This window comes from Tardiphaga sp. (assembly GCF_025356345.1).
In the GTDB taxonomy this organism is placed as follows: domain Bacteria; phylum Pseudomonadota; class Alphaproteobacteria; order Rhizobiales; family Xanthobacteraceae; genus Tardiphaga.
The window spans coordinates 1-22,358 of record NZ_JANXTC010000291.1 but is presented as its reverse complement, the minus strand read 5'-3'; the positions used below and the strand labels follow the sequence as shown (position 1 = coordinate 22,358).

Annotated in this window: 21 protein-coding genes; 3 read left to right on the top strand and 18 right to left on the bottom strand. The window is 64.8% G+C overall.

Going from position 1 to position 22,358, the window contains the following annotated elements:
- From Q0S16_RS18050 to cbiE, 3 genes are all read right to left on the bottom strand, one after another.
- A partial coding sequence (locus tag Q0S16_RS18050; RefSeq protein ID WP_295850908.1) for an SAM-dependent methyltransferase occupies window positions 1-355 on the bottom strand: 355 nt, incomplete at its 3' end.
- Window positions 352-735 (bottom strand): cobalamin biosynthesis protein, encoded by a 384-nt coding sequence (locus tag Q0S16_RS18045; RefSeq protein ID WP_295850906.1) that lies wholly within the window; start codon window positions 733-735, stop codon window positions 352-354. The genes Q0S16_RS18045 and Q0S16_RS18050, both read right to left, overlap by 4 nt.
- Window positions 732-1,967: a precorrin-6y C5,15-methyltransferase (decarboxylating) subunit CbiE gene (gene cbiE / locus Q0S16_RS18040; RefSeq protein WP_295850903.1), complete on the bottom strand. Its 1,236-nt coding sequence runs from the start codon at window positions 1,965-1,967 to the stop codon at window positions 732-734. The genes Q0S16_RS18045 and cbiE overlap by 4 nt, the downstream gene beginning before the upstream one ends.
- 13 nt (window positions 1,968-1,980) lie before the next feature.
- On the opposite strand from cbiE, the gene Q0S16_RS18035 reads away from it, so the two are divergent.
- The gene (locus Q0S16_RS18035) at window positions 1,981-2,751 is read left to right on the top strand and encodes a cobalt-precorrin-6A reductase (RefSeq protein ID WP_295850900.1); all 771 of its coding nucleotides are present in this window, start codon (window positions 1,981-1,983) and stop codon (window positions 2,749-2,751) included.
- Here Q0S16_RS18035 and cobJ read toward each other — a convergent pair.
- The 5 genes from cobJ to Q0S16_RS18010 form a co-directional block, all read right to left on the bottom strand.
- Window positions 2,718-3,482, bottom strand: a complete 765-nt coding sequence (gene cobJ, locus Q0S16_RS18030) for a precorrin-3B C(17)-methyltransferase (RefSeq protein WP_295850898.1) — start codon at window positions 3,480-3,482, stop codon at window positions 2,718-2,720. The genes Q0S16_RS18035 and cobJ overlap by 34 nt on opposite strands.
- A complete protein-coding gene (locus Q0S16_RS18025; protein ID WP_295850894.1) occupies window positions 3,479-4,237 on the bottom strand; it encodes a precorrin-2 C(20)-methyltransferase in 759 nt (252 codons plus the stop codon). The genes cobJ and Q0S16_RS18025 overlap by 4 nt, the downstream gene beginning before the upstream one ends.
- Window positions 4,234-4,866, bottom strand: a complete 633-nt coding sequence (locus tag Q0S16_RS18020; RefSeq protein WP_295850891.1) for a precorrin-8X methylmutase — start codon at window positions 4,864-4,866, stop codon at window positions 4,234-4,236. The genes Q0S16_RS18025 and Q0S16_RS18020 overlap by 4 nt, the downstream gene beginning before the upstream one ends.
- Window positions 4,863-6,125 carry a precorrin-3B synthase gene (gene cobG / locus Q0S16_RS18015; RefSeq protein WP_295850888.1) on the bottom strand — a complete coding sequence of 421 codons (1,263 nt, stop codon included), beginning with the start codon at window positions 6,123-6,125 and terminating at the stop codon, window positions 4,863-4,865. The genes Q0S16_RS18020 and cobG overlap by 4 nt, the downstream gene beginning before the upstream one ends.
- Window positions 6,126-6,320: 195 nt before the next feature.
- Complete coding sequence (locus Q0S16_RS18010) at window positions 6,321-8,645, bottom strand: PAS domain-containing sensor histidine kinase (RefSeq protein ID WP_295850885.1); 2,325 nt, start codon at window positions 8,643-8,645, stop codon at window positions 6,321-6,323.
- Between the two features lie 373 nt (window positions 8,646-9,018).
- On the opposite strand from Q0S16_RS18010, the gene Q0S16_RS18005 reads away from it, so the two are divergent.
- Window positions 9,019-10,650 carry a choline dehydrogenase gene (locus tag Q0S16_RS18005; protein WP_295850882.1) on the top strand — a complete coding sequence of 544 codons (1,632 nt, stop codon included), beginning with the start codon at window positions 9,019-9,021 and terminating at the stop codon, window positions 10,648-10,650.
- Between the two features lie 34 nt (window positions 10,651-10,684).
- Here Q0S16_RS18005 and Q0S16_RS18000 read toward each other — a convergent pair whose 3' ends face one another.
- The 3 genes from Q0S16_RS18000 to Q0S16_RS17990 are packed head-to-tail and all read right to left on the bottom strand — an operon-like array spanning window position 10,685 to window position 13,027.
- Entirely contained in the window at window positions 10,685-11,929 is a 1,245-nt protein-coding gene (locus tag Q0S16_RS18000; protein ID WP_295850879.1) for an APC family permease, read from the bottom strand.
- A 48-nt stretch (window positions 11,930-11,977) separates the two neighbouring features.
- Entirely contained in the window at window positions 11,978-12,532 is a 555-nt protein-coding gene (locus Q0S16_RS17995) for a cytochrome b/b6 domain-containing protein (RefSeq protein ID WP_295850878.1), read from the bottom strand.
- 39 nt (window positions 12,533-12,571) lie between these two features.
- Entirely contained in the window at window positions 12,572-13,027 is a 456-nt protein-coding gene (locus Q0S16_RS17990; protein ID WP_295850875.1) for a Spy/CpxP family protein refolding chaperone, read from the bottom strand.
- A gap of 216 nt (window positions 13,028-13,243) precedes the next feature.
- On the opposite strand from Q0S16_RS17990, the gene Q0S16_RS17985 reads away from it, so the two are divergent.
- Window positions 13,244-13,939, top strand: coding sequence for a VIT family protein (locus tag Q0S16_RS17985; RefSeq protein ID WP_295850873.1), 696 nt, complete (start codon window positions 13,244-13,246; stop codon window positions 13,937-13,939).
- Window positions 13,940-14,075: 136 nt separating this feature from the next.
- Here Q0S16_RS17985 and Q0S16_RS17980 read toward each other — a convergent pair whose 3' ends face one another.
- The 7 genes from Q0S16_RS17980 to Q0S16_RS17950 form a co-directional block, all read right to left on the bottom strand.
- Entirely contained in the window at window positions 14,076-15,050 is a 975-nt protein-coding gene (locus Q0S16_RS17980) for a zinc-binding dehydrogenase (protein ID WP_295850870.1), read from the bottom strand.
- Window positions 15,051-15,074: 24 nt separating this feature from the next.
- Complete coding sequence (locus tag Q0S16_RS17975) at window positions 15,075-16,070, bottom strand: nitronate monooxygenase family protein (protein WP_295850867.1); 996 nt, start codon at window positions 16,068-16,070, stop codon at window positions 15,075-15,077.
- A 285-nt stretch (window positions 16,071-16,355) separates the two neighbouring features.
- Window positions 16,356-16,787, bottom strand: a complete 432-nt coding sequence (locus Q0S16_RS17970) for a CBS domain-containing protein (RefSeq protein ID WP_295850862.1) — start codon at window positions 16,785-16,787, stop codon at window positions 16,356-16,358.
- 532 nt (window positions 16,788-17,319) lie between these two features.
- Window positions 17,320-18,606: an oxalate/formate MFS antiporter gene (gene oxlT / locus Q0S16_RS17965; protein WP_295850855.1), complete on the bottom strand. Its 1,287-nt coding sequence runs from the start codon at window positions 18,604-18,606 to the stop codon at window positions 17,320-17,322.
- 212 nt (window positions 18,607-18,818) lie between these two features.
- Window positions 18,819-20,330: a tripartite tricarboxylate transporter permease gene (locus Q0S16_RS17960; RefSeq protein WP_295850851.1), complete on the bottom strand. Its 1,512-nt coding sequence runs from the start codon at window positions 20,328-20,330 to the stop codon at window positions 18,819-18,821.
- Between the two features lie 53 nt (window positions 20,331-20,383).
- Window positions 20,384-20,881: a tripartite tricarboxylate transporter TctB family protein gene (locus Q0S16_RS17955; protein WP_295850847.1), complete on the bottom strand. Its 498-nt coding sequence runs from the start codon at window positions 20,879-20,881 to the stop codon at window positions 20,384-20,386.
- Between the two features lie 102 nt (window positions 20,882-20,983).
- Window positions 20,984-21,994 (bottom strand): tripartite tricarboxylate transporter substrate binding protein, encoded by a 1,011-nt coding sequence (locus Q0S16_RS17950; protein WP_295850844.1) that lies wholly within the window; start codon window positions 21,992-21,994, stop codon window positions 20,984-20,986.
- Window positions 21,995-22,358: the final 364 nt, after the last annotated feature.

Sequence of the window (22,358 nt, the reverse complement as noted above, 5' to 3'; positions counted from 1 at the left end):
CGGCGGCGGCGGCGGCGAAAGCCGGCACGCCCGGCGTCACCGTGTAGGCAATGCCGAGCGCGTCGAGCCGGCGCAATTGCTCGCCGAGCGCGCTCCAGATCGACAGGTCGCCGGAATGCAGCCGCGCCACGTCCAGCCCGGCGGCGTCGGCGCAGGCGAGTTCGGCCATGATGTCGTCGAGCGCCATGCCCGACGTATCGCTTATCCTTGCACCGGGCGGGCAATGATCCAGCAACGCCTTTGGCACCAGCGAGCCCGCATAGAGGCATACCGGGCAGGCGGCGATCAGGTCGCGTCCGCGCAGCGTGATCAGGTCGGGCGCACCGGGACCGGCACCGATGAAATGGACCGTCATGTGCCTTCACCTTCCGCAATGGCGCAGGTTACCCTGCCTGAACTGATGCGCGCGCCGAGCAGTCTGGCGTTGCGTCCCGCGCCGACCAGCGCCGCGGCTTCCGCGATCGACGGCGTGCCTGTCAATTGCATCACGCGCGCCGAGTGCGTCAGCAATTTCTCCGCAACTCTTTCGAGCTGCTCGACCGAACTGCGCAGCAGCGGCAGCGCCATTTGTTGTGCGGCGGCTGCGAGGCCCGGTTCGTCGGCTTTCGTGCGCTCGGTCGCGAGGGCTGCGAGATCACCCGGCGCGATGCCGAACTGTTTCAACGCGGCTGCCACCAGCGCGACGATCTCGGCCGCCGGCGTGCCGCGTCCGCATCCAATGCCGGCGACGATCACGGTTTCTGCACCCGCCATTGCGTCACCGGCATCGCCGGCCGCCAGCCATACATCGCGCCGACGCGGTCCGCTTTGGTCACTTGCAGCCGGATCAGCTCGCCGCCATGTTCGCGAAACCGGTCTGCGAGGATGGATTCGGTTTCCAGCGACACCGCGTTGACGATCAGCCGTCCGCCGGGTCTCAGCGCGCGCCACACCGCCTCGAATACGCCGTCGTCGCCCATGCCGCCGCCGATGAAGACGGCGTCGGGCGTGGCCAGCCCGTGCAGCGCGGCGGGGGCGTCGCCTTGCACGATCTGCAAATCCGGTGTGCCGAGCGAAGCCGCATTGCGCGCGGCGCGGTCGGCGCGATCCGCGCGCGCCTCGATGCCGATGGCGCGCAGCGACGGATGTCGCAGCAGCCATTCGATCGCCACCGAACCGGCACCGAGCCCGACATCCCACAGCAGCTCGCCATCGCGCGGTGCCAGCGCCGACAGCGTGATCGCGCGGATTTCGCGTTTCGTCAGCTGGCCGTCACTCTCGAAACAGGAATCATCCAGTCCGGGCGTGAAAGGCAGCGTCATCGCACCGGGGGCGCACACTACCTCGATGGCGACAGTGTTGAGCGGATCGATCGCGTCGAAGTCGAATTCGGCAGCAATCGTCGAGCGCAGTCTTTCGCGTGGTCCGCCCATCGCTTCCAGCACTGTGAGGCGCGAGCCACCCATGCCACGCGCGGCAAGCAGCGCGGCGAGTTTCGCCGGCGTTGCGCCATCCCATGACAGCGCCAGGATTTTCGCGCCGGGCTGCAGATGCCGGATCACGCCCTCCAGCGCGCGGCCATGCAACGTCACCAGGGCTACATCCTGCAATGACCAGCCGAGCCGTGCCGCGGCGAGGCTGTAGGCCGAGGGCTGCGGCAGGCAGATGAATTCCTCCGGCGAGGCCAACGCAGCGAGCTGCCTGCCGATGCCGTAGTGAAACGGATCGCCGCTGGCCAGCACCACTACCGCGCGGCCACGATGTCCCGCGATGTCCTGCAGCGTCGTATCGAGCGGACTCGACCAGGGAAGACGGCGTCCGGCGATCAAGACATCGGCCATCGCGAGATGGCGGGCGCCGCCGACCACCAGTTCGGCGGAGGCGACGAGCCGTTTCGCCATCGCCGACAGGCCATCGATGCCGTCTTCGCCGATCCCGACGATGGACAGCCAGCGCGGCATTGGGCAGGTTGCGGCTTCATTTTTCATCCGGCACATCCTGATGCGTATTCTCGTTCTTGGCGGCTCGACCGAATCCTCCGACCTGTCGCGGCGGCTGGCCGCCGACGGCCGGTTCGAGGTGGTGCTGTCGCTGGCCGGGCGCACCCGGAATCCCGGGGCGCAACCGGTGCCGCTGCGCAGTGGCGGGTTCGGCGGCGTCGACGGGCTGGTGGCGTGGCTGCGCGAGCATCGCACCGAAGCCGTGATCGATGCGACCCATCCGTTCGCGGCGCGGATGTCGGCCCACGCCGTGGCCGCCTGCCGGCAGCTCGATGTTCCGCTGGCGTCGATCGACCGGCCGGCATGGCTGCGACAGCCCGGCGATGACTGGCTCGGCGTCGCCAGCGCGGCAGAGGCCGTGACGGCGCTCGGAGCTGTGCCGCGTCGGGTGTTGCTGACGATGGGGCGGCTCGAGCTCGGCGCCTTCGCCGCAGCGCCGCAGCACCATTACGTTGCCCGCATGATCGATGCGCCCGGTGACGTCGCGCTGCCGCCGGATCTGCGCGTGCTGCTGGCGCGCGGGCCGTTCGACGAGGCGGCGGAGGCCGCTTTGCTCGATGATGAGAAGATCGATGTCATCGTGTCGAAAAATTCCGGCGGCGGCGCGGCCTACGGCAAGATCGTCGCGGCGCGGCAGCGCGGCCTTCGCGTCATCATGATAGCAAGGCCGCACAAGCCGCGCGGTACGTTGCTGGCCAATCCGGTGGACGCGATGGCGTGGCTGGAGCGGGGGTTGCATCAGAACGTGTCGCGTTCGCCGCGCGGGGTGTAGACCCAGGGCGCGTGTCCGTCGCGCGCGAGCAGCCGCGTGGCGGAGGCGCCGATGATGACCAGCGTGCGCATGTCGACCAGGCTGGCATCGACGCCGGCCAGCGTCGTGGTGATGACGCGGACATCGGGCATCGCGGCATTGCGGACCAGCAACACGACGGTGTCCGGCGCTTTCCTTGATCGCAGCAGATCCAAGGCGAGCTTGATCTGGTGCGGCCGCGCCGACGAAGCCGGGTTGTACAGCGCGATGACGAAATCGCCGTCGGCCGCCGCCGCAAGTCGCTTCTCGATCGTCGCCCAGGACTTCAGATTATCTGACAGCGAGATCGCGCAAAAATCGCCGCCGAGCGGCGCGCCGACTTCGGCGGCTGCCGCGAGCATCGCGGTGACGCCGGGTTCGACGCGGATATCGAGCTTTCGCCAGGCGGGGTCTCCGGCCGCCACGGCTTCGAACACCGCCGCCGCCATCGCGAACACGCCGGGATCGCCGCCGGACACCACGGCGACGCGGCGGCCCTCGGCGGCTAGCATCAGCGCGTGGCGCGCGCGGTCGATCTCGACGCGGTTGCCGGTGCCGTGCCGCGTCTGCGGGTGGTCGCTGACCGGGATGCGATCGATATAGACACTGTAGCCGATCAGGTCGGTGGCTTCCGCCAGCGCCCGCGCGGCGGCGGGCGTGAGATAGTCCGGCGCGCCCGGACCGAGGCCGACAATGACCAGCGAGCCGCTCACAGCCGTCGCCCCTGGCCCGGAATCAGGACCATCGAGAAATAGGGCGCGACCTCTTCGTGGCATTCCGACAGTTTCATGATGCGCTGCTCGGGCATCGTACCGCGCACCACATAGATCGCGCGCTCCAGCAGGCCCGCGGCGGTGACGGCGCGGCGAATCTTTGCGAGATTCTTGCCGACCTTCATGATCACCGCGGCCTCGGTATCGCCGAGCCGGCGCGTCAGTTGCGCCTCGTCGAGCGTGCCGGGCAGTACGGTGAGTACGTCGTCGCCCCAGCTGATCGGCGCGTTCGCGCGGCTCCAGGCGCCCGACATGCCGGTGACGCCGGGCACCACCTCGATCGGGAACAGGGTGTCGAGGCGACGCCAGATATGCATGAACGAGCCATAGAAGAACGGATCGCCCTCGGCCAGCAGGCCCACCGACTTGCCCTGCCGCAGCAAAGCGGCGATGGCGTCCATGCTGGCTTCGTAAAAGCGCCCGATCTGCTCCTTGTAGGACGGATGATCTGTCGGGATTTCATTGGTGACCGGATATTCCAGCCGCAACTCCTCGCGCCCCGCGGCCAATAGCGGCGCGACGATGCCGCGGGCATTGCCCTGCAGCCCGCGCTTGGCGAAGAACGCTATTACATCGACACTTTGCACCAGACCCGCGGCGCGCAAGGTCATGTAGCGGATGTCGCCGGGACCGACGCCGATGCCGTATAGCGTGCCGGCGGTGGCGGTGCCGGCGATGGTCGCGAGCACGGTCATTCGGTGTCGCTCGCCAGCGCGTTGATCGCGGCCACCGCCATGGCGCTGCCGCCGCGACGTCCGCGCACCACTAGGTACGGCACCAGTTTCTGCAGTGCCAGCGCTTCCTTGGACTCGGCGGCGCCGACGAAGCCGACGGGTACGCCGATCACCGCGGCGGGGCGCGGCGCGCCGCCTTCTATCATGTCGAGCAGATGGAACAGCGCGGTCGGCGCGTTGCCGATTGCCACCACCGCGCCTTCGAGATGCGGGCGCCACAATTCGAGGGCGGCGGCGGAGCGGGTGTTGTGCATGTCGGCGGCGAGGGGGACGACCGATGGATCGGTCAGCGTGCAGATCACCTCATTGTGGCGCGGCAGCCGTTTGCGGGTGATGCCATGGGCCACCATGTTGGCGTCGCACAGGATGGGCGCGCCGCGGCGCAGCGCCGCGCGCGCGTCATCCGCGAAGCTGGCGGACATCACGATGTCGCCGGCGATATCAACCATGCCGCAGGCATGGATGATACGCACGGCGACTCGCTCCTCGACCGCATCGAAACGCGCCAGATCGGATTCGGCGCGGATGATCGCAAAGGAATTTTTGTAGATCGCATCGCCATCGCGGATGTAGGGGCGTGGCTCGGTCATGCAGGTGCCTTGCAGCGAAAGATCTGATCGGGATGAGAGGCGAGTTCGGCCAGCGAGACCTCGCCTGCGAGGGTGCCGCGCGGCGTGCCGTTGCGGACGATGCCAAAGCGATCGCCCGCACCGACCAGCACAAGATCGGATGGCGCGGATCGGGCGCAACCCTTGGCGCAACCGGACACATGGACGGTGCCGGAAAAGTTTTGCGGAAAATGGGCTGCCAGGGTTCGCGCGGTGGCGCGGGTGTCGAGACGGGTCGAGGCGCAGGACGGCGCGCCGGGGCAGGCCTCGATCCGCAGCAGCGGATCGTTCGGCGCCACGATCAGGCCCGCGGCTGCAGCGGCTTCGAGCCCGCGGCGCCCGGACGGCGCATCATTCACCGGCGCGTAAAGCACGCGCCATGGCGACAGCCGGAGTTCGGTGATTCCGGCCTGCGACGCGACCGTCGAGAGCGCGCCAAGCTGCTCCGGCTCGAGGCGGCCGAATGGCGCGGCGAAGCCGATAGCAAGTTGCGAAGCACCGTGATCGAACAGGCCGACGCGGGCGGCCGGGAGATGGTGTGATGGGATTTGCGACAGCGGCACCAGCTGCGCTTCCACGCCCGCGCGGATCGTCGCGATGTCCCGGTCACCGATATCGCGCATCCGGCCATGGCGGGAACCGCTGAGACCGATGAAGGCGGTGGCGCAGGCCATGGCCAGGTCAGTCGCGGCATCACCCGCGACGCATCCCAGCCATTCGATGCCATCCGGCCGGTCCAGCCCCAGCGCGAAATGACCATCCGGATCGACCGCGGTCAGGCGGATATCCGCGCGCTCGGCCGCCAGATCGAGCGCGCCGCCGCCATCGACGATGAAGCCGAACTTGCCGGGCAGGTTCCACAGTGTGCGGTCGTCGCGCAGCCGCTCACCCAATGTGAGGGCGACCGGGCGGATATCGGTCGCCTTGGCATCGATGCCAGCGAGCGGGTTCACCATGATATTGCGCACCGCCTCGGCGGCCACTTCGGCATCGAGCAGGCCGAGTTCGCGCAGCGCCGCCTGCAACGGCGCCAGCGTGGCTTCGCTGACGCCACGGATCTGCAGATTGCAGCGCCGAGTCAGGTCGATCTGGCCATTGCCGAACCGCCCGGCGGCGCTCTCCAGCGCCAGCAGGTCGCGCAGGCGCAGTGTCCCCATGACCGGGCGAACGCGCACGATCAGCCCGTCGCCGCTCGGCATCGGCCGCAGCGCACCAGGACACCAGCCCTTTCTCTCGATCACGTCCGGATTCAACACGATGGTCCTTGAAGCGCCGCGCCGGCGCTGGCAGGCGGGTGATGCGCCGATCCGCGCACGAGCCGGCTTTGCGGGGCTTTTTAGGTCAATCGGCGCTGCGGGTCCAATCGCGCCGATGGCAGGGCCGTTCGGCCATTGCGATCAAGCCCGATAGGGCAGCGGCAAGGCTGCCGGCGGCCTCTACGCCGCTGCCGACACCGGTTCCGGCTTGCGCACGCCCTCGCGCGGCAGCGAGACGCAGACCACGGTGCCGGTGCCGAGCCGCGAGCGCAGCCGCATCGAGCCGCCGTGCAGGCTGGTCAGCGATTTGGCGATCGCAAGGCCAAGGCCGGAGCCGTGATAGGTCTTGGTGAGCTGGCTCTCGACCTGCTCGAACGGCCGGCCGAGGCGCTTCAGCGAATGCGGGGCGATGCCGATGCCGCTGTCGGCGATCATCAGCACCACGCTGTCGCGCAACACCCGGCTACGCACCGTGATGCGGCCGCCATCGGGCGTGAACTTCACGGCGTTGGAGAGCAGATTGACCAGGATCTGCTTGATGGCGCGGCGGTCGGCGACGACCGGCGTGTAGGCCTGGATGTCGGCCGACAGCGTCAGGTTCTTGTCGTTGGCGCGGCCCGACACCACGCGCAGCGATTCCGACAGCGTCTGCGCCAGATCGAGCGGCTCGAGGTCGAGCTTCATGCGGCCGGCCTCGATCTTCGACATGTCGAGAATGTCGTTGATGACTTCCAGCAGGTAGTGCCCGCTGGTCAGGATGTCGGTGCAGTATTCCTGGTACTTGTCCGAGCCGAGCGTGCCGAACATGCCGCTGCCCATGATTTCCGAGAAGCCGATGATGGCGTTGAGCGGCGTGCGCAGCTCGTGGCTCATATTGGCGAGGAACTTCGATTTGGTCTGGTTGGCTTCCTCGGCGCGGTTCTTCTCGTCGGAATATTTTTGCGCGAGGTCGGCGAGTTCGAGCGCCTGCTGCTCCAGCGCGGTCTGCGAATGTTTGAGGTCGATCACCGTGGCACGCAGCCGCAGATCATTGTCGACCAGCTTCTGCTCGTGTTCCTTGATGCGGGTGATGTCGGTGCCGACCGAGACGTAGCCGCCATCCTTGGTGCGGCGCTCGCTGATATGCAGCCAGCTGCCATTCTCGATCTGCGCCTCGAAGGTGCGCGCGCCGGGCTCGGCGGCGCCGGCTTCGGCCAGCCGGGTGCGGACTTCCGGCATGCTGCCGACTTCGATCACGGTTTCGTAGGACGTGCCCGGAGCCACTGCGGTTTCCGGCAGCTTGTGCAGCCGCTGGAAATGCGAATTGCACAGCACCAGTCGGTCATGGGCGTCCCACAGCACGAACGCCTCCGGAATAGTCTCGATGGCGTCGCGCAGCCGCACGTCGGCTTCCACGGTGCGCTCGGCCAGGCTCTTTTGTTCGGTGATGTCGACGGCGATGCCGATCAGGTGCTGGCCGCTGTCGCCCTGGCCCTGGCTCAGCTCGCAGCGCAGTTGCAGCCAGATCCAGTGACCGCTGGCGTGCTGCATGCGAAAGGTCTGGTCGATGTGGTCGAGCTTCGAGGAGATCAGCTGGTCGGCGACCTCGAACAAATTGATGTCATCGGACTTCACCAGCGCGTTGACCTCGCCGAAGGTCAGAAGGTCGCTTCGACTTTCCAGTCCGAGCATGGTGAACATCGATTGCGACCAGAAGATCCGGCCGCGCGACAGGTCCCAGTCCCACAACCCGCAGCGGCCGCGGTTCAGCGCGGTATCGATGCGGCCGCGCACGGCGTCATTGATGGCGTCGCCTTCGCGGGCGCGGGTCGACTGCCAGTGAAACGCGAAGCCGAGAATCAGCACAACGAATCCGGTGGTCGCCGATAGCGTGATTGAGAGCGCGGCATCGGAGCGCCAGATCGCATCGTTGTTTTCCTGGATGATGACGACCTGACCGGGCAGCGCCTTGACGATGCGCTGGGTGGCCATCGCATGGCTGCCGCTGGGCAGGATAACCTCGACTACATCGGTGCGCTGGGTCTGCGCGCTCACCGATTGCGTGGCGCTCAGCACGTCAAGAATGCGGCTGGTGTCGCCCAGCGGCACGTCGATGGGCACCCGGGCGAGGATGCGCTGATCGGCGCCGAGCACGATGACGTGGCGCCCCGCGGAAATGCCCCAGGACGGAATCAGGCCGGGCAGCAGGCTTTGCAGCCGTTCGACCGATGCTGGACGATCCTGCCGGATCGCGCCTACTCGGTCGAGCCGTTCGCCAAGCAGATCGGCGAGCGCGGCGAGATCGCGCTTCATCGATCCCTGTTTCTGCCGGCTCTGGTCGAGAACCTGAACGAAGGCGCCGAAGAAAATGGTGATCAGGAAAGCGATGATCAAAGTGGGGACCGCGCGTCGCAGCGCGGGCTCTGCTATCAGAAGCCGGTGATAGGCCGGTTTCGCGATCGATTGTGCCAATCCCTTGATTGAATCGGATTGAACACATGCGTCCGCCGCGTTTGCACGCGCCATGCCTTAGCCCCCTCGGAATGCCAGTTTGCACATACTCGAAAAGACTGCCCCGCCCACTTCGAATCGTAAAATGATATGAATCCACTTTGTCCGGAGTGTCGAGAGTCAACGAAACGTTAACGTGAAATAAATTCTATCCAGAGGATAGTTTTCGCTAGTTGCCAGCATCGCGTGAGTCCGAATCGCGAACGTCTGTGACCTGGCACGCAACTCGCTCTGACAGTGACGCGTCGCCGAGCCAGAATCGCGTTTCTCGCATCGAGCCGCGGCGTGCCGCGTTGCTCCGGCATCCGAGTTCTGGTCTGATCGCGAAATCGCCCGGGGCTTCGGCAGTTCCGGTCATCGCGACATAAAAAGCCGAGCTGGGGAAATCATGAGTCAAAACAAGGCGTCCACACGCGCAGCTGCCACCGACGAATTCGATTACGTCATTGTCGGCGCCGGGTCGGCGGGGTGTGTGCTGGCCAACCGGCTCACCGCGTCCGGCGAATATTCGGTGCTGTTGCTGGAGGCGGGCCCGAAGGACCGCAACATCTGGATCCACGTGCCGCTCGGCTATGGCAAGCTGTTCAAGGAAAAGACCGTCAACTGGATGTACCAGACCGAGCCCGAGCCGGGCCTGGACGGACGTTCGGTGTTCCAGCCGCGCGGCAAGGTGCTGGGCGGCTCGAGTTCGATCAATGGCCTGCTCTATGTGCGCGGCCAGCACGAGGATTACGACCGCTGGCGCCAGCAGGGCAATACCGGCTGGGGCTATGATGACGTGCTGCCGTTCTTCAAGAAGGCGGAGAACCAGCAGCGCGGCGCCGATGCGTTCCACGGTGTCGGCGGGCCGCTGCCGGTGTCGGATACCAGGCATCCCGATCCGCTGTCGGACGCCTTCATTGCCGCGGCGGTCGAGACCGGGCTGCCGTTCAATCCGGATTTCAATGGCGCGTCGCAGGAAGGCGTCGGCCTGTACCAGACCACGACGCGGCGCGGCCGCCGTGCCTCGACGGCGGTGGCCTATCTGCGCACCGCGCAGCGTCAGGGGCATCTTCGCGTCGAGACCGAGGCGCTGGCACAACGTATCCTGTTCGAGGGACGCCGCGCCGTCGGAATCGAATACCGGCAGAACGGCATCACGCGCCAGGCGCGCGCGCGCCGGGAAGTTCTGGTGTCGAGCGGCGCGTACAACTCCCCGCAATTGCTGCAACTGTCCGGCGTCGGTCCCGCGGAACTGCTGCGCCAGCATGGCATCGACATGGTGCTGGACGCGCCGGGCGTCGGCCACGATCTGCAGGATCACATGCAGGTCCGGATGGTGATGCGCTGCGCGCAAAAGATCACGCTGAACGACATCGTCAACCATCCGCTGCGCAAGACCATGATGGCGCTGCGCTACGCCGCGTTCCGCACCGGGCCGCTGACCATTGCCGCCGGGACGGCGGGCGCGTTCTTCAAGACCCATGCGCGGCTGGCGACGCCGGATATCCAGATTCATTTTCTGCCATTCTCGACCGACAAGATGGGCGAGGCGCTGCATTCTTATTCCGGCTTCTCGGCCTCGGTCTGCCAGTTGCGGCCGGAAAGCCGAGGCTCGCTGCGCATCAAGAGTGCCGATCCGTCGGTGCCGCCGGAAATCCGCATCAACTATCTTGCCACCGAAACCGACCGCACCGCGAATGTCGAAGGCCTCAAGATCCTGCGCCGGATGCTGCATGCGCCGGCGCTGAAACCATTCGTCGTCGACGAGGTCGAGCCGGGCGCGGCGGTGGTCAGCGATGAGGCATTGCTGGCCTATTGCCGGCAGCGCGGCAGCACGGTGTATCACCCGACCTCAACCTGCCGGATGGGCAATGATCCGCTCGCCGTCGTCGATCAGCAGCTGCGCGTGCGCGGCATCGAGGGCCTGCGCGTGGTCGACGCGTCGATCATGCCGGATTTGGTGTCGGGCAACACCAACGCGCCGGTCATCATGATTGCCGAGAAGGCCGCCGAGATGATTTTGCGGGACGCGCGATGAGAAGCCTGCGCCGCCACAGACAACGCCAGCCGCCCTACCATGGCATCCGGTCGGCCACCAGCAGCGCGATGCTGGTGATCAGGCCGCCGAACGGCGTCCACAGCGGGCAGGTGAACGCGCCTGGCGGCACCTGATCCCCTCGGAGCTTGATCCGTATCAGCGCGACGTTGACGATGGCGAAGATGACAAGCGTCAGGCGGGACGTCAGGTCGGCCAGGCCGACAAGGGGAACGGCCAGGGAAAGGATCAAAATCGCCCCGACGCCGATCATGGTCGCGACAATGGGTGTGTGCGTCACCGGATTGAGCCGTGTCAGAAATTTCGGCAGGTTGCCTTGATCCGCCAATCCGTACAGCACCCGTCCGATCATGATGATGTGAACGATGACGCCGTTGAGTGTGGCGATGATGGCGATCGCGCTCATCGTCACCAGCGGAAGCCCGGTGAGGCGCTCGAACACCAGCGCCAGCGGTGCCGGGGAGCGGGAGAGTTCCGCCGGCGGGACCGCGATCACCGCGATCCACACGATCAGGCCATAGATCAGTGCGGTGAGGCCCAGCGTGAAGAAGAGCGCGCGCGGCAGCGTGCGGTTCGGCTGCTGCATCTCCTCGGCGACATTGACCAGATGCTCGAATCCGATGAAGGCGAACACCGCGATCAGCGAGGTGCTGGCGATGCCGGTCCAGGCCATCGTATCCCGCATGGTTGGCCACATCTCGGGAAGCCGGGAGATCACCTCGCTGCCGCGGGTCATGCCCGCGATGATAATCAGGACCAGCCCGCCGACTTCAACCACCGTCATCAGGCCCGCGAAGGAGACCGAATGCACGGTCGCGACACAGGCGACGGCGCCCATTGCCAATACAACGCCGGTGATGATCCAGACGGCCGGCACCGGCACGAACACCGCGATATAGCCGGCACTGCCGGCGCTGATGGTCGCGGCCGACACGGTGGCCGTCGCCACCACCAGCAGTCCGACCGCCAGGCTGAACCAGCCGCGGTGAAACGCCGATTCGACATAGGCCGCCTCGCTGGCGCTCACCGGCATGCGCGTCCCCAACTCGGCGAAGGTCGCGGCGGTGAAGGACATCACAAGCGCCGCGCCGAGGAAGGCCAGCGGCGCATGCATGCCGCTGCGCCCGGCGGCGACACCGACCAGCACATAGATGCCGGCCCCGATGGTGACGCCAAGACCGTAAAGCACCGCATGCGTCAGAGTCAGCGACCGCATGAGATGCGGGGTATTGTCCTTGGCGTCGACAGGCTGCACCGTCACCCCGAATCCCCATATGCGTGATGTCACCGGCCCATGGCGCGGCGTCGTCTACTTGCCGGGTAGCATGCGCAGCAATGTGCGGTCGCCCGCTACCCGGTGATGCAGCAGCGCCGCCGCCGCATGCAACAGGGCGATCACCACCAGCGCATGGGCCAGCCATTCGTGAATTTCCTTGATCGTGCGCGCGAGCGCCCGATCGGCGACCCAGGGTGAGACGATCTGAAACAGGCCGAAGATCGGCAGGCTGTTGCCTCGCGCAAACTGCACGCCGATGCCGAGGAGCGGTACGGCGATCAGCAGGCCATACAGTCCCAGATGGGTCAGCCGGGATGCCAGATGCAGCCAATGCGCGACGCCGGTAGAGCTGGCAGTCTCAGTCAGGGGTGGATCAATGCCGCGCCAGCTGAGGCGCATGACGGTCAATAGACCAATCAGCAATCCAGTGCCCATATGAACCAAGAGCCCCGCCGTCTGCGCGGGCTTGCCCGGCAAATCGTCGCCGAAGATCCCGAGAAGCCAGGCGACAGCGACAAGCGCGACGGTCGCCCAATGAAACGACTGCGTTACCGCGCCGTAGCGCCTCGATGAATTGAAGATTGGCATCTGATCTGACTTACACTTCCCGCCGCGGAGACCACAGCATTACCAGCGCCAGCCGACGCGGGCGGGGCCAAGCGCTTCCAGCCGCGCTCGTTGCCTGCCGTCGAGCGATGCGTAGAATTGTTCATAGCCCGGGCGGATCAGCGACACGGCCTCGGTCAGGCCCTGCAGCCGCCGCTCCATGGTTTCGAGTTGGCCGATCGTGGTCCTGACGCCGGCATCGGCACAGGCTGCCGCGATCACCTGCCGCGCGCGCGCTGAATCGTCAGCCAGGCTCCGCAGCAATGCCGCCTGGGTTTCGGACGGCTGCAGCAGGCGCGCTACCCACCCGATTTTCCATTCGTAAAGGCCGATGGAGAGCGGCGCACAGAGGCGCTTCACCCCAACGGGGCCCATCGAGCCAAGCCCCTTGAGCGAGCCGGGAATGAGGACGGTCTGCGCATAGGACGCCGTCGAAACCAGTAGTGACGTAACAACGATCGCAAGTATGCGTCGCATATGTGACATCCTGAACTCCGTATCCGCCGGGCTTCCGACACGAGAGCGTAGCGTTAGCAAACCAACGGTCTGCTCATTTGATTCATATCAACATGCATTGGTGGCTAGTCGGCAGCCGACGCGGTAAGGTCGGCATTGCAGGGCCCGCGTGTCGAGAATGGCTGATGTACCGGATTGCGGGCCGCTGTGCCGAAACTGCATTTGAAAAGGTCATCCATGCGCGGACTTCACACTGAGAACCATCTCGTCTCGCGGATCGGTTGGCTGCGTGCCGCGGTGCTGGGTGCCAATGACGGCATCATCTCCACCGCGAGTCTGATCGTCGGGGTGGCATCGGCGAACGCGTCGCAAAGCGATGTGTTGCTGACCGGCGTGGCCGGACTGGTCGCGGGCGCGATGTCGATGGCGGCGGGTGAATATGTTTCGGTGAGTTCACAGTCGGATACGGAACACGCCGATCTCGAGCGCGAACGGCGCGAGTTGGCGACGGATCCCGACTTCGAGCGGGAAGAACTCGCTCAGGTCTATATCCAGCGCGGCGTAGAGGATGGCCTGGCCCGTGAAGTGGCGAGGCAATTGATGGTGAAGGATGCGCTCGGCGCGCATGCCCGGGACGAACTTGGAATCTCCGAGATCAGCACCGCTCGGCCGGTGCAGGCGGCGCTGGCATCGGCGGCGACCTTCACGATCGGCGCGCTGGCGCCGCTGCTTCTGGTTCTTGTCGCGCCGACGGCCTATCTGGTGCCGATGGTCTCGGCGGGAGCATTGCTGTTCCTGTGCCTGCTCGGCGCCGTCGGCGCCAAGGCGGGCGGGGCAGGGCTGCTATTGCCAACCTTGCGCGTGGCGTTCTGGGGCGCGCTGGCGATGGGACTGACCGCGGGCATCGGCGCGGTGTTTGGAAAGATCGTGTAGAGTCCTCCCGGTCATTGCGCGGAGCTCTCGCGGCGAAGCAATCCAGGCTTCCTGAAGTGCTTCGACCTGCGAACCATTGGCTCTGCCAATAGTTCGCAGGTCGCACCATGATGGGGCTGGCTTTGGCTGATCCGTCCTACAGCGTCACCACGATCTTGCCGAGATGCGCGTTGGCTTCCATGTGATCGAACGCCGCGCCGATCTCGGCGAAGGGGTAGACCTTGTCGATCGGCAGTTTCAGCGTGCCGGCTTCCACCGCCGGCCAGATATCGGCGCGAACGGCGGAAAAAATATCGCGGACTTCCTGCACCGAGCGGGTACGGAAGGTGACGCCGATATAATGGATGCGGCGCGCGGCATGGAGGTCGAAGTTGAAGTCGCCATGGGTGCCGCCGAGCCGGCCGACATTGACGATGCGGCCCAGGACTTTGGTGGCCTGCAGATTCTGGTTGGCGACGGGGCCGGAGATCTGGTCGATGATCAGATCGACGCCCTTTCCATCCGTCGCTTTCAGCACCTGATCGACCCAGCCCGGGTCCCGTGAGTCGATCGCCAGGTCGGCGCCAAACTCCTTCAGGCGGTCGCGCCGGGCCGCATCGGTGGACGAGCCGATCACGGTCCTGGCGCCCTTCAGCCGGGCGATCTGCATCGCCATCAGGCCAACGCCGGAGCTGGCGCCCTGGATCAGCACCGATTGCCCTTGCTGCAGCGCACCATTGGTCACCAGCGCATTGTGCATGGTGGTCAGTGCCACGGGCAGGGTGGCGGCCTGCTCCCAACTCATATTGGCGCTGGCGGGAAGCTGGAACACGCGACCATGATCCGCCAGCGTGTAATCGGCAAAGGCGGCGGCGCCGGAGCCCATCACCCGGTCACCAACCTTGACGCCGTTTGCGTCCGGCCCGAGCTCGGCGATCTCGCCCGCCCATTCCATCCCCAGCACGGTGCCGGCGCCACCGGCGCTGCCATGGACATGGCCCTTGGTCATGCCGAGATCGGCACGGTTCAGCCCGCAGGCGCGGACGCGGACCAGCACTTGCGTGCCGGTCGGGGTTGGTTTGGCGACGTCGGCGATGGCCGGGCCTCCGCTGCCATAGACATAGGCTTTCATCAGGATGTTCTCGTTTCCATAAAATTATTCAGCGGCCTGGCGCTGGCCGCCTGATAGCATTGATTCCAGCCGCGAGCGGATGATGGCCTCGGCATCGCGCATGATACGCGAGACCAGCTCCTCGCAGCTCGGGATGTCGTGGATCAGGCCCTGCACCTGGCCGGCCGACCAGATGCCGTCCTCGGCGTCTCCGGACGAATAGACCAACTTGCCGCGCGAACCGGCGACCAGTTCGCGGACCTGTTCGAAGGTCGCGCCCTGCTTCTCCAATGCCACCACCTGCTGGCTCACCGCATTTCGCGCCACGCGCGAGGTGTTGCGCATGGTGCGGAAGATCAGGTCGGTCTCGCGCTCGTCATTGGCGACGATGCGCTCCTTCACCTTCTGATGGATCGGGCTTTCCTTGGTGCACATGAAGCGCGTGCCCATGTTGATGCCCTCGGCGCCCAGCGCCAGCGCCGCCACCAGGCCGCGGCCATCGCCGAAACCACCGGAGGCGATCATCGGAATCGTGATCTTGTCGGCCGCGGCCGGGATCAGGATCAGGCCCGGCGTATCGTCCTCGCCGGGATGGCCCGCGCATTCAAAGCCGTCGATCGAGATGGCATCGACACCCATCCGCTCGGCCGACAGGCCGTGGCGAACGCTGGTGCATTTGTGGATCACCTTGATGCCGTGCTTCTTGAATTCGGTGACGTGTTCCTGCGGCTTGTTGCCGGCGGTCTCGACGATCTTGATGCCGCTTTCGATGATGGCCGCGCGGTACTCCGCGTAAGGCGGCGGATTGATCGAGGGCAGGATGGTCAGATTGACGCCGAACGGTCTGTCGGTGAGATCGCGGCAGCGCGCGATCTCCCGGGTCAGATCTTCCGGCGTCGGCTGGGTCAACGCGGTGATCATCCCGAGCGCGCCGGCATTGGCAACGGCGGCGACCAGCTCGGCACGACCGACCCATTGCATGCCGCCTTGCACGATCGGGTGCTCCACGCCAACGAGTTCGGTAAAACGGGTCTTGATCATGATCTCTCCCCAGATATTCCGGCGCACGGATGGCGCACGTTGTTTACTGTTGGGGAGAGGATGCCGCCGCGGCAGTCGAATGTCCATCGGGCGCACGCGTGTAAACTATGCGCGGATGGCGGTTGCCGCTGGCCGTTATTGCGGGATGCGAGCAACGCCAGTTGCGAGCAGACCCGGAATCCCGAAATGTTCATCGCCTCATGTCGAGGTTCCCCCCCACTTTAATTGGAGTGGCTGAGGTTAGCTCGCGCTGGTGCGCTCGCGCCCCGGAACGACTGTTAGGGGCTATGCCACCGCCGACTGCTGCGCTTCCACGCTGTCGTGCTCTAGCGCCGTCGAGATGTCCCGGATGCTGATCACGCCGATCAACGTGTGATCATCGATCACCGGCACGTGGCGGATATGATTTCTGTTCATCAGATGCCGGACATGTTCGAGCGTGTCGGTGGAGCGGCAGGAGATCAGTTGCTGCACCGAGATCAGGTTGGCGACCTTGAGCGCGAGCCCGGCAGCGCCATGCTCGGCGACGGCGCGCACCACGTCGCGCTCGGAAAACATGCCGACCGCGGTGTTACCCTCGGTGCGGCAGACGTCCTTGACCACGAGGGCCGAGATGTTCCCGGCGCGCAGCAATTGCGCGGCGATGGCAACCGTTTCGTTCATCCGAACCGTGGCGATGCGAGTGCTCTTGTGACGCAGGATGTCTCCGACCTTCATCGTACTCTCCCTTGAATCTGGCGGTTCAGGACCGTCTGTATCTCCATTATTGGTATACAGTATGCCAATTGTCAACGCGTTCTCTTGCGCAGCTTCCAACTGCTGCCCCCAAAATGTCAGTAAAACTTACATATTCACCCGCGAGCCTGTACCGGTCGCGCGTGTTTCAGGCATGGTCGGAGATCACTGGCATGCCAGCGCCGAAGCTGCCGGACGGCCCGGTTTCAACGGCAGGCGCCGATGCGCGCTTTTTGTGTGACTCACTGTCGCATTCATGCGGCGGATGGTCGCAAGCACTGCTTTGCGGAAACTGGTATAATATATTCCAGCATGCAAGCCGATCTTTTCGCCGGTTGCGAACGCGGCGTGACAACGCCGTGATGCCGCGGCGCAGCTGCCATTCGGGCGTCATTTTCGGCGCCCTTGAAAGGCGTGGCCAATGCCGCGGGCTATTCTTCCCGACAGGCCGACATGAAAACGCCCGACCTTTCGGCCGGGCGTTCGCTCTTGCTCTTGCTTGTGGGGTGGGTGTTCAGGCCAGTGCCCTGGCCACCACGCTCTTGCGCCATGGCTTCAGTACCAGGATCGCCAGCAGCGAGGCCAGGATGTTGGCGCCGGCCGCGATCAGGAACACGGTGTCCCAGCTGCCCGATGATTGCTGCATGTAGTTCGCGGCGGGCACCAGCAGCGCCGCGGTGCCCTTTGCCGTGTACAGCAGTCCGGCATTGGTGGTGGCAAACTTGGAGCCGAAGGTGTCGGTACAGGTGGACGGGAATAGCGAGTAGATTTCGCCCCAGGCGAAAAACACGAAGCCCGACAGCAGCACGAACCACAGCGGATCGTGGCCCCACATATACAGCGCGTAGATGCCGATGCCTTCCATGCCGAAGGCGATAAACATCGTATTCTCGCGGCCGATCATGTCGGAGATCCAGCCGAAGAACGGGCGCGTCAGTCCGTTGAGCACGCGGTCGATGGTTGCGGCGAAGGTCACCGCGGTCATCGTCACCGCCATCAGCGTCACCGGCACATTGTCGATCTTCCAGTCGGCCGCGATCGGCTTCAAATTCGCCGTCACCATCAGGCCACCGGCGCCGACGATCACGAACATGAAGTACATCAGCCAGAAGATCGGATGGCGGATCACCTCGGTCGGGGTGTAGTTGCGTCGGGTCTGGATGACGTTGGCATTCTGCGTCACCGGCGGCGTCTGACCCGCCTTCGGCGCAAACAGGAAGAACGACAGGATGATAATGATCAGGCCCTGGCCAACGCCGAAATACAGGAAGGTGGTCTGGAAGCCGGAGCCTGCGATCATGGCCTGGATCGGCGCCACGGTCAGTGCGGAGCCGGCGCCGAAGCCGGCCGCCGTAATACCGGCCGCGAGGCCGCGCTTGTCGGGAAACCACTTCAGCGCATTGCCGACGCAGGTGCCGTAGACCCCGCCGGCGCCGATGCCCGCGACGATCATGCCAAGATAGAATCCGTTGAGGGTTTCCGCCTGGGCGTTGATCGCCCAGCCGATGCCGCACAGGATGCCGCCGATCAGCACCACCAGACGCGGACCGTATTTATCGACGAACCAGCCCTCGATCGGTACCAGCCAGGTTTCGAACAGCACGAACAAGGTAAAGGCCCACTGGATCGAGGCGCGGTCCCAGCCGAATCTCTTCTGGATGTCGGGGACGAAGAACGTCCAGCCATATTGATAGTTGGCGATCATCACCATCGCGCCGACGCCGATGGCCAATTGCGTCCATCGATACGCGTCACTTACCCGCGCGGTTGTCGGCGTCGCCCCGTGCACTGCATCCGTCATATGTTTCTCCCGAGGCGCCATTCTGTTTTTGTGGCGCTCTGCTCCCAGCAGTTTGGTATATGATATGCCAGTAGACAAGGAGAATCTTGCCGTCTTGTCGCAGTAAATGCCAATGCACATACCGCCAACCGTGCCCGCAACGACAACAGAAAACGCCAGCGGTTCTAACCGCTGGCGTCGTATTGAAGCAGGCCGAGAAATCGGCGCGCGGACTATTGCGCCGCTTGTGCCCTCGCGGGTCGTAGCCGGGAAAGGCCGTTGGAGATCACCGACCAGAACAAGGCGATCAGGCCGATGATCATGATCGAACTGACCAGGGTGTTGGAAAAGAAGACGCCGAGCGAGCCCTGCGAGCCCAGCAGCGACTGCCGAAACGCCTCTTCCGCCTTGTCGCCGAGCACGATCGCCAGCACCAGGGGGGCCAGGGGATAGTTACATTTCTTCAGCGCGTAGCCGATCAGGCCAAACACCAGCATCATCACCACGTCGAAAGTGCTGTTGTGTACCGAGTAGGCGCCGATGGCGCACAGCACCAGGATCAGCGGCGCGATGATGCTGAATGGCACCCGCAGGATCGCGGCGAACAGCGGTACGCAGGTCAGCACCACGATCAGGCCGACGAGGTTGCCGAGATACATCGAGGCGATCAGGCCCCAGACGAACTCCTTTTGCTCGACGAACAGCATCGGGCCGGGTTGCAGGCCCCAGATCAGCAACCCGCCGAGCAGCACCGCCGCGGTCGGCGAACCGGGCACGCCGAGTGACAGCATCGGCAGCAGCGCGGCGGTGCCGGCGGCGTGCGCCGCGGTCTCCGGCGCGATCACGCCCTCGATTTCGCCCTTGCCGAAATTATGGCCCTGTTTCGACATGCGCTTGGCGATGCCGTAGCTCATGAAGGAGGCGGGGGTGGCACCGGCGGGCGTGATGCCCATCCAGCAGCCAATCACGCAGGAGCGCAGCGACGTCACCCAGTAACGTGGCAGCGACTTCCATGTCTTGATCACGACGCGCATGTCGATCCTGGCCTTGCCTCCCTTGAAATTGAGTCCTTCCTCCATGGTCAGGAAGATCTCGCCAAGGCCGAACAGGCCGATCACCGCGATCAGGAAGTCGAAGCCGCCGAGCAATTCCGTGGAGCCGAATGTCAGGCGCAACTGACCGGTAATGGAGTCGAGGCCGACGGCTGCCAGGGCGAAGCCGATCATCATCGCCGCGATGGTCTTGAACGGCGGCTCTTTACTCAACCCCACGAAACTGCAGAAGGCCAGGAAGTATACCGCGAATTTCTCCGCCGGCCCGAATTGTAGCGCAAAGCTCGCGACCAGCGGCGCCACCAGGGTAATCATGATGACAGCGAACAGCGCGCCGACGAAGGACGAGGTGAAGGCGGCGGTGAGGGCTTCGGCGGCCTTGCCCTGCTGCGCCATCGGGTAGCCGTCAAAGGTGGTGGCCACCGACCATGGCTCGCCGGGAATGTTGAACAGGATCGAGGTGATGGCGCCGCCGAACAGCGCGCCCCAGTAGATACAGGACAGCATGATGATCGCGGAGGTCGGCGGCATGCTGAAGGTCAGCGGCAGCAAGATGGCAACGCCGTTGGCGCCGCCCAGTCCCGGCAACACGCCGATCACCACGCCGAGCACGATGCCGAGAATCATGACCGCGATGTTGAAAGGCTGCAGCGCGACCGCGAAGCCCTGGAACAGATTGGCAATTTCTTCCATTTCGATAGTCCTCGAAAACCTGCTGACAGAAGCGACCTACGACCGCGACGAGACTACAGACCGAGCCATTCCTCGATCGGGCCCTTGGGCAGCGGGACCAGGAACCAGCGCTCAAAGACGAAATAGGTGACGATCGGCATGCCGAGGGAAATTGCCGCGATGATCGGCCACGGATATTTTCCCAGCCAGCGCATGAACCAGGCGATGAAGACCATCGATGCCAGATACAGGCCGGTGAACGGCATTGCTCCGACGTAGATGGCGGTGGGGAACACCACGCTGAAGACCTGGCGCAGCTGGTTCCATTCGGCAAACAGGGCGACGTCGGCATCGCGAATGGTATTCCACAGATTGACGGCGCTGGAGATGATGATGAAGAGCCCGACATAGAACGGGAAAAAGCCGGCGCGGGGGCCTTCGGCGCCCCAGTTGATGCCGGCCTTGATGCTGCCGTACACCACGATGGCGCCGAAGATGCCGATCACAATGGTGAATCCGGCTTCGACGGATTTGTGAGTCGGGCCGGCGTTGCGTGAATGATGCGCTGTCATAGAAGCTCCGGGTCTTGAAGCAGATGCCTGTCCGCGACTGGCGACGTAGCCAGGCGCCAGGAATTGGTCGGATGTTGAGGGCCGCGCGTCAACGGCGTCGCATCAATTGGCCTGCGCGAGGAAGCCGGCTTCCTTCATCAGCGCCTCGTGGCGCTTCTCCTCTTTCTCGACCCAGCCCGTGTAGTCAGCGCCGGTCATGAAGGTGGGGTTGAAGGCGCCGGTCTTCATCAGATCCTGCCATTCCGGCGTGGCGCGAACTTTCTTGAACAGCTCGACGTAATAGTCGATCTGGTCCTTGCTGGCCTTCGGCGACATGAAGATGCCGCGCAGCATCACATAATCGGTGTCGATGCCCTGTGACCTGCAGGTCGGGATGTCCTTCCACGCCTTGCCGTCGGCGACCGGCTCGTCATAGTTCATCTGCTTGCTATCGAACACGCAGAGTGGCCGTACCTTGCCGCCACGCCATTGGGCGACCGCTTCGATCGGATTGTTCACGGTGGAATCGACGTGGTTGCCGACGAGTTGCACCGCGACTTCGCCGCCGCCCTTGTAGGGAATATAGGTGAACTTGGTGCCGACGGCTTTTTCGATCGCGACCGTGATGATCTGGTCTTCCTGCTTGGAGCCGGTGCCGCCCATCTTGATCGAGCCGGCGGGGGCGGCCTTCACGGCGGCGATGTATTCCTTGACGTCCTTGTAGGGCTTGTCGGCATTGACCCAGAGCACGAACTCGTCGAGCGCCAGCATCGCAACCGGGGTGAGATCCTTCCAGTTGAAGGGAATTCCCGTGGCGAGTGGCGTCGTGAACAGGTTCGACAGGGTGATGATGATCTTGTGCGGATTGTTATTGGCGGTCTTGACGTCGAGGAAGCCTTCGCCGCCGGCGCCACCGGACTTGTTGATGACCACCAGCGGCTGCTTCATCAGATTATGCTTGGTGACGATGCCCTGGATGGTACGCGCCATCTGGTCGGCGCCGCCGCCGGTGCCGGCAGGGACGATGAATTCCACCGGGCGCACCGGCTCCCAGGCCGCGAGGGCCGGACCGGTCATCGCCGCGAGACAGGACGCCACCGCGCCAATTGCGAGACAAGAGGCTGAACGTTTCATGTTTCTCTCCCATTCGTGTGATCGCGTCGATCGTGCGTCGACTTTCAATCGTCGTTGGCGTGGCGGAACGTTCCTTCAGATTTTGAGAATGCGGCCGCGAACCGCCGCGCGCGAGGAGGCCGCGGGACGCGATACCGAACGGATCAGTTGTTCGGACAATCGGCAATATGTCAGACTGGATGCTTGCATCACGGCACATGCGGCGGCAGTCCCCCGAAGGGTTTGCCGGCCATCATCCTCCCCGGGCGTGCTTTCAATTTAAACGTGAAGCACTACCTCATTGTCACTTTGGTATGCGATATGCCAGCACGCAAGCAGTTAGAGCGGTTAAAGGACGGGACGGCTAAAATGTCGCAGCGCGCGC

What these genes read in the sequence shown, in the direction of transcription:
- cbiE (WP_295850903.1), bottom strand. Translation starts at nt 1,967, where the DNA reads ATGAAAAATGAAGCCGCAACCTGCCCAATGCCGCGCTGGCTGTCCATC.
- Q0S16_RS18035 (WP_295850900.1), top strand. Translation starts at nt 1,981, where the DNA reads ATGCGTATTCTCGTTCTTGGCGGCTCGACCGAATCCTCCGACCTGTCG.
- Q0S16_RS18025 (WP_295850894.1), bottom strand. Translation starts at nt 4,237, where the DNA reads ATGACCGTGCTCGCGACCATCGCCGGCACCGCCACCGCCGGCACGCTA.
- Q0S16_RS18020 (WP_295850891.1), bottom strand. Translation starts at nt 4,866, where the DNA reads ATGACCGAGCCACGCCCCTACATCCGCGATGGCGATGCGATCTACAAA.
- Q0S16_RS18010 (WP_295850885.1), bottom strand. Translation starts at nt 8,645, where the DNA reads ATGGCGCGTGCAAACGCGGCGGACGCATGTGTTCAATCCGATTCAATC.
- Q0S16_RS18005 (WP_295850882.1), top strand. Translation starts at nt 9,019, where the DNA reads ATGAGTCAAAACAAGGCGTCCACACGCGCAGCTGCCACCGACGAATTC.
- Q0S16_RS17995 (WP_295850878.1), bottom strand. Translation starts at nt 12,532, where the DNA reads ATGCCAATCTTCAATTCATCGAGGCGCTACGGCGCGGTAACGCAGTCG.
- Q0S16_RS17990 (WP_295850875.1), bottom strand. Translation starts at nt 13,027, where the DNA reads ATGCGACGCATACTTGCGATCGTTGTTACGTCACTACTGGTTTCGACG.
- Q0S16_RS17985 (WP_295850873.1), top strand. Translation starts at nt 13,244, where the DNA reads ATGCGCGGACTTCACACTGAGAACCATCTCGTCTCGCGGATCGGTTGG.
- Q0S16_RS17980 (WP_295850870.1), bottom strand. Translation starts at nt 15,050, where the DNA reads ATGAAAGCCTATGTCTATGGCAGCGGAGGCCCGGCCATCGCCGACGTC.
- Q0S16_RS17975 (WP_295850867.1), bottom strand. Translation starts at nt 16,070, where the DNA reads ATGATCAAGACCCGTTTTACCGAACTCGTTGGCGTGGAGCACCCGATC.
- Q0S16_RS17970 (WP_295850862.1), bottom strand. Translation starts at nt 16,787, where the DNA reads ATGAAGGTCGGAGACATCCTGCGTCACAAGAGCACTCGCATCGCCACG.
- oxlT (WP_295850855.1), bottom strand. Translation starts at nt 18,606, where the DNA reads ATGACGGATGCAGTGCACGGGGCGACGCCGACAACCGCGCGGGTAAGT.
- Q0S16_RS17960 (WP_295850851.1), bottom strand. Translation starts at nt 20,330, where the DNA reads ATGGAAGAAATTGCCAATCTGTTCCAGGGCTTCGCGGTCGCGCTGCAG.
- Q0S16_RS17955 (WP_295850847.1), bottom strand. Translation starts at nt 20,881, where the DNA reads ATGACAGCGCATCATTCACGCAACGCCGGCCCGACTCACAAATCCGTC.
- Q0S16_RS17950 (WP_295850844.1), bottom strand. Translation starts at nt 21,994, where the DNA reads ATGAAACGTTCAGCCTCTTGTCTCGCAATTGGCGCGGTGGCGTCCTGT.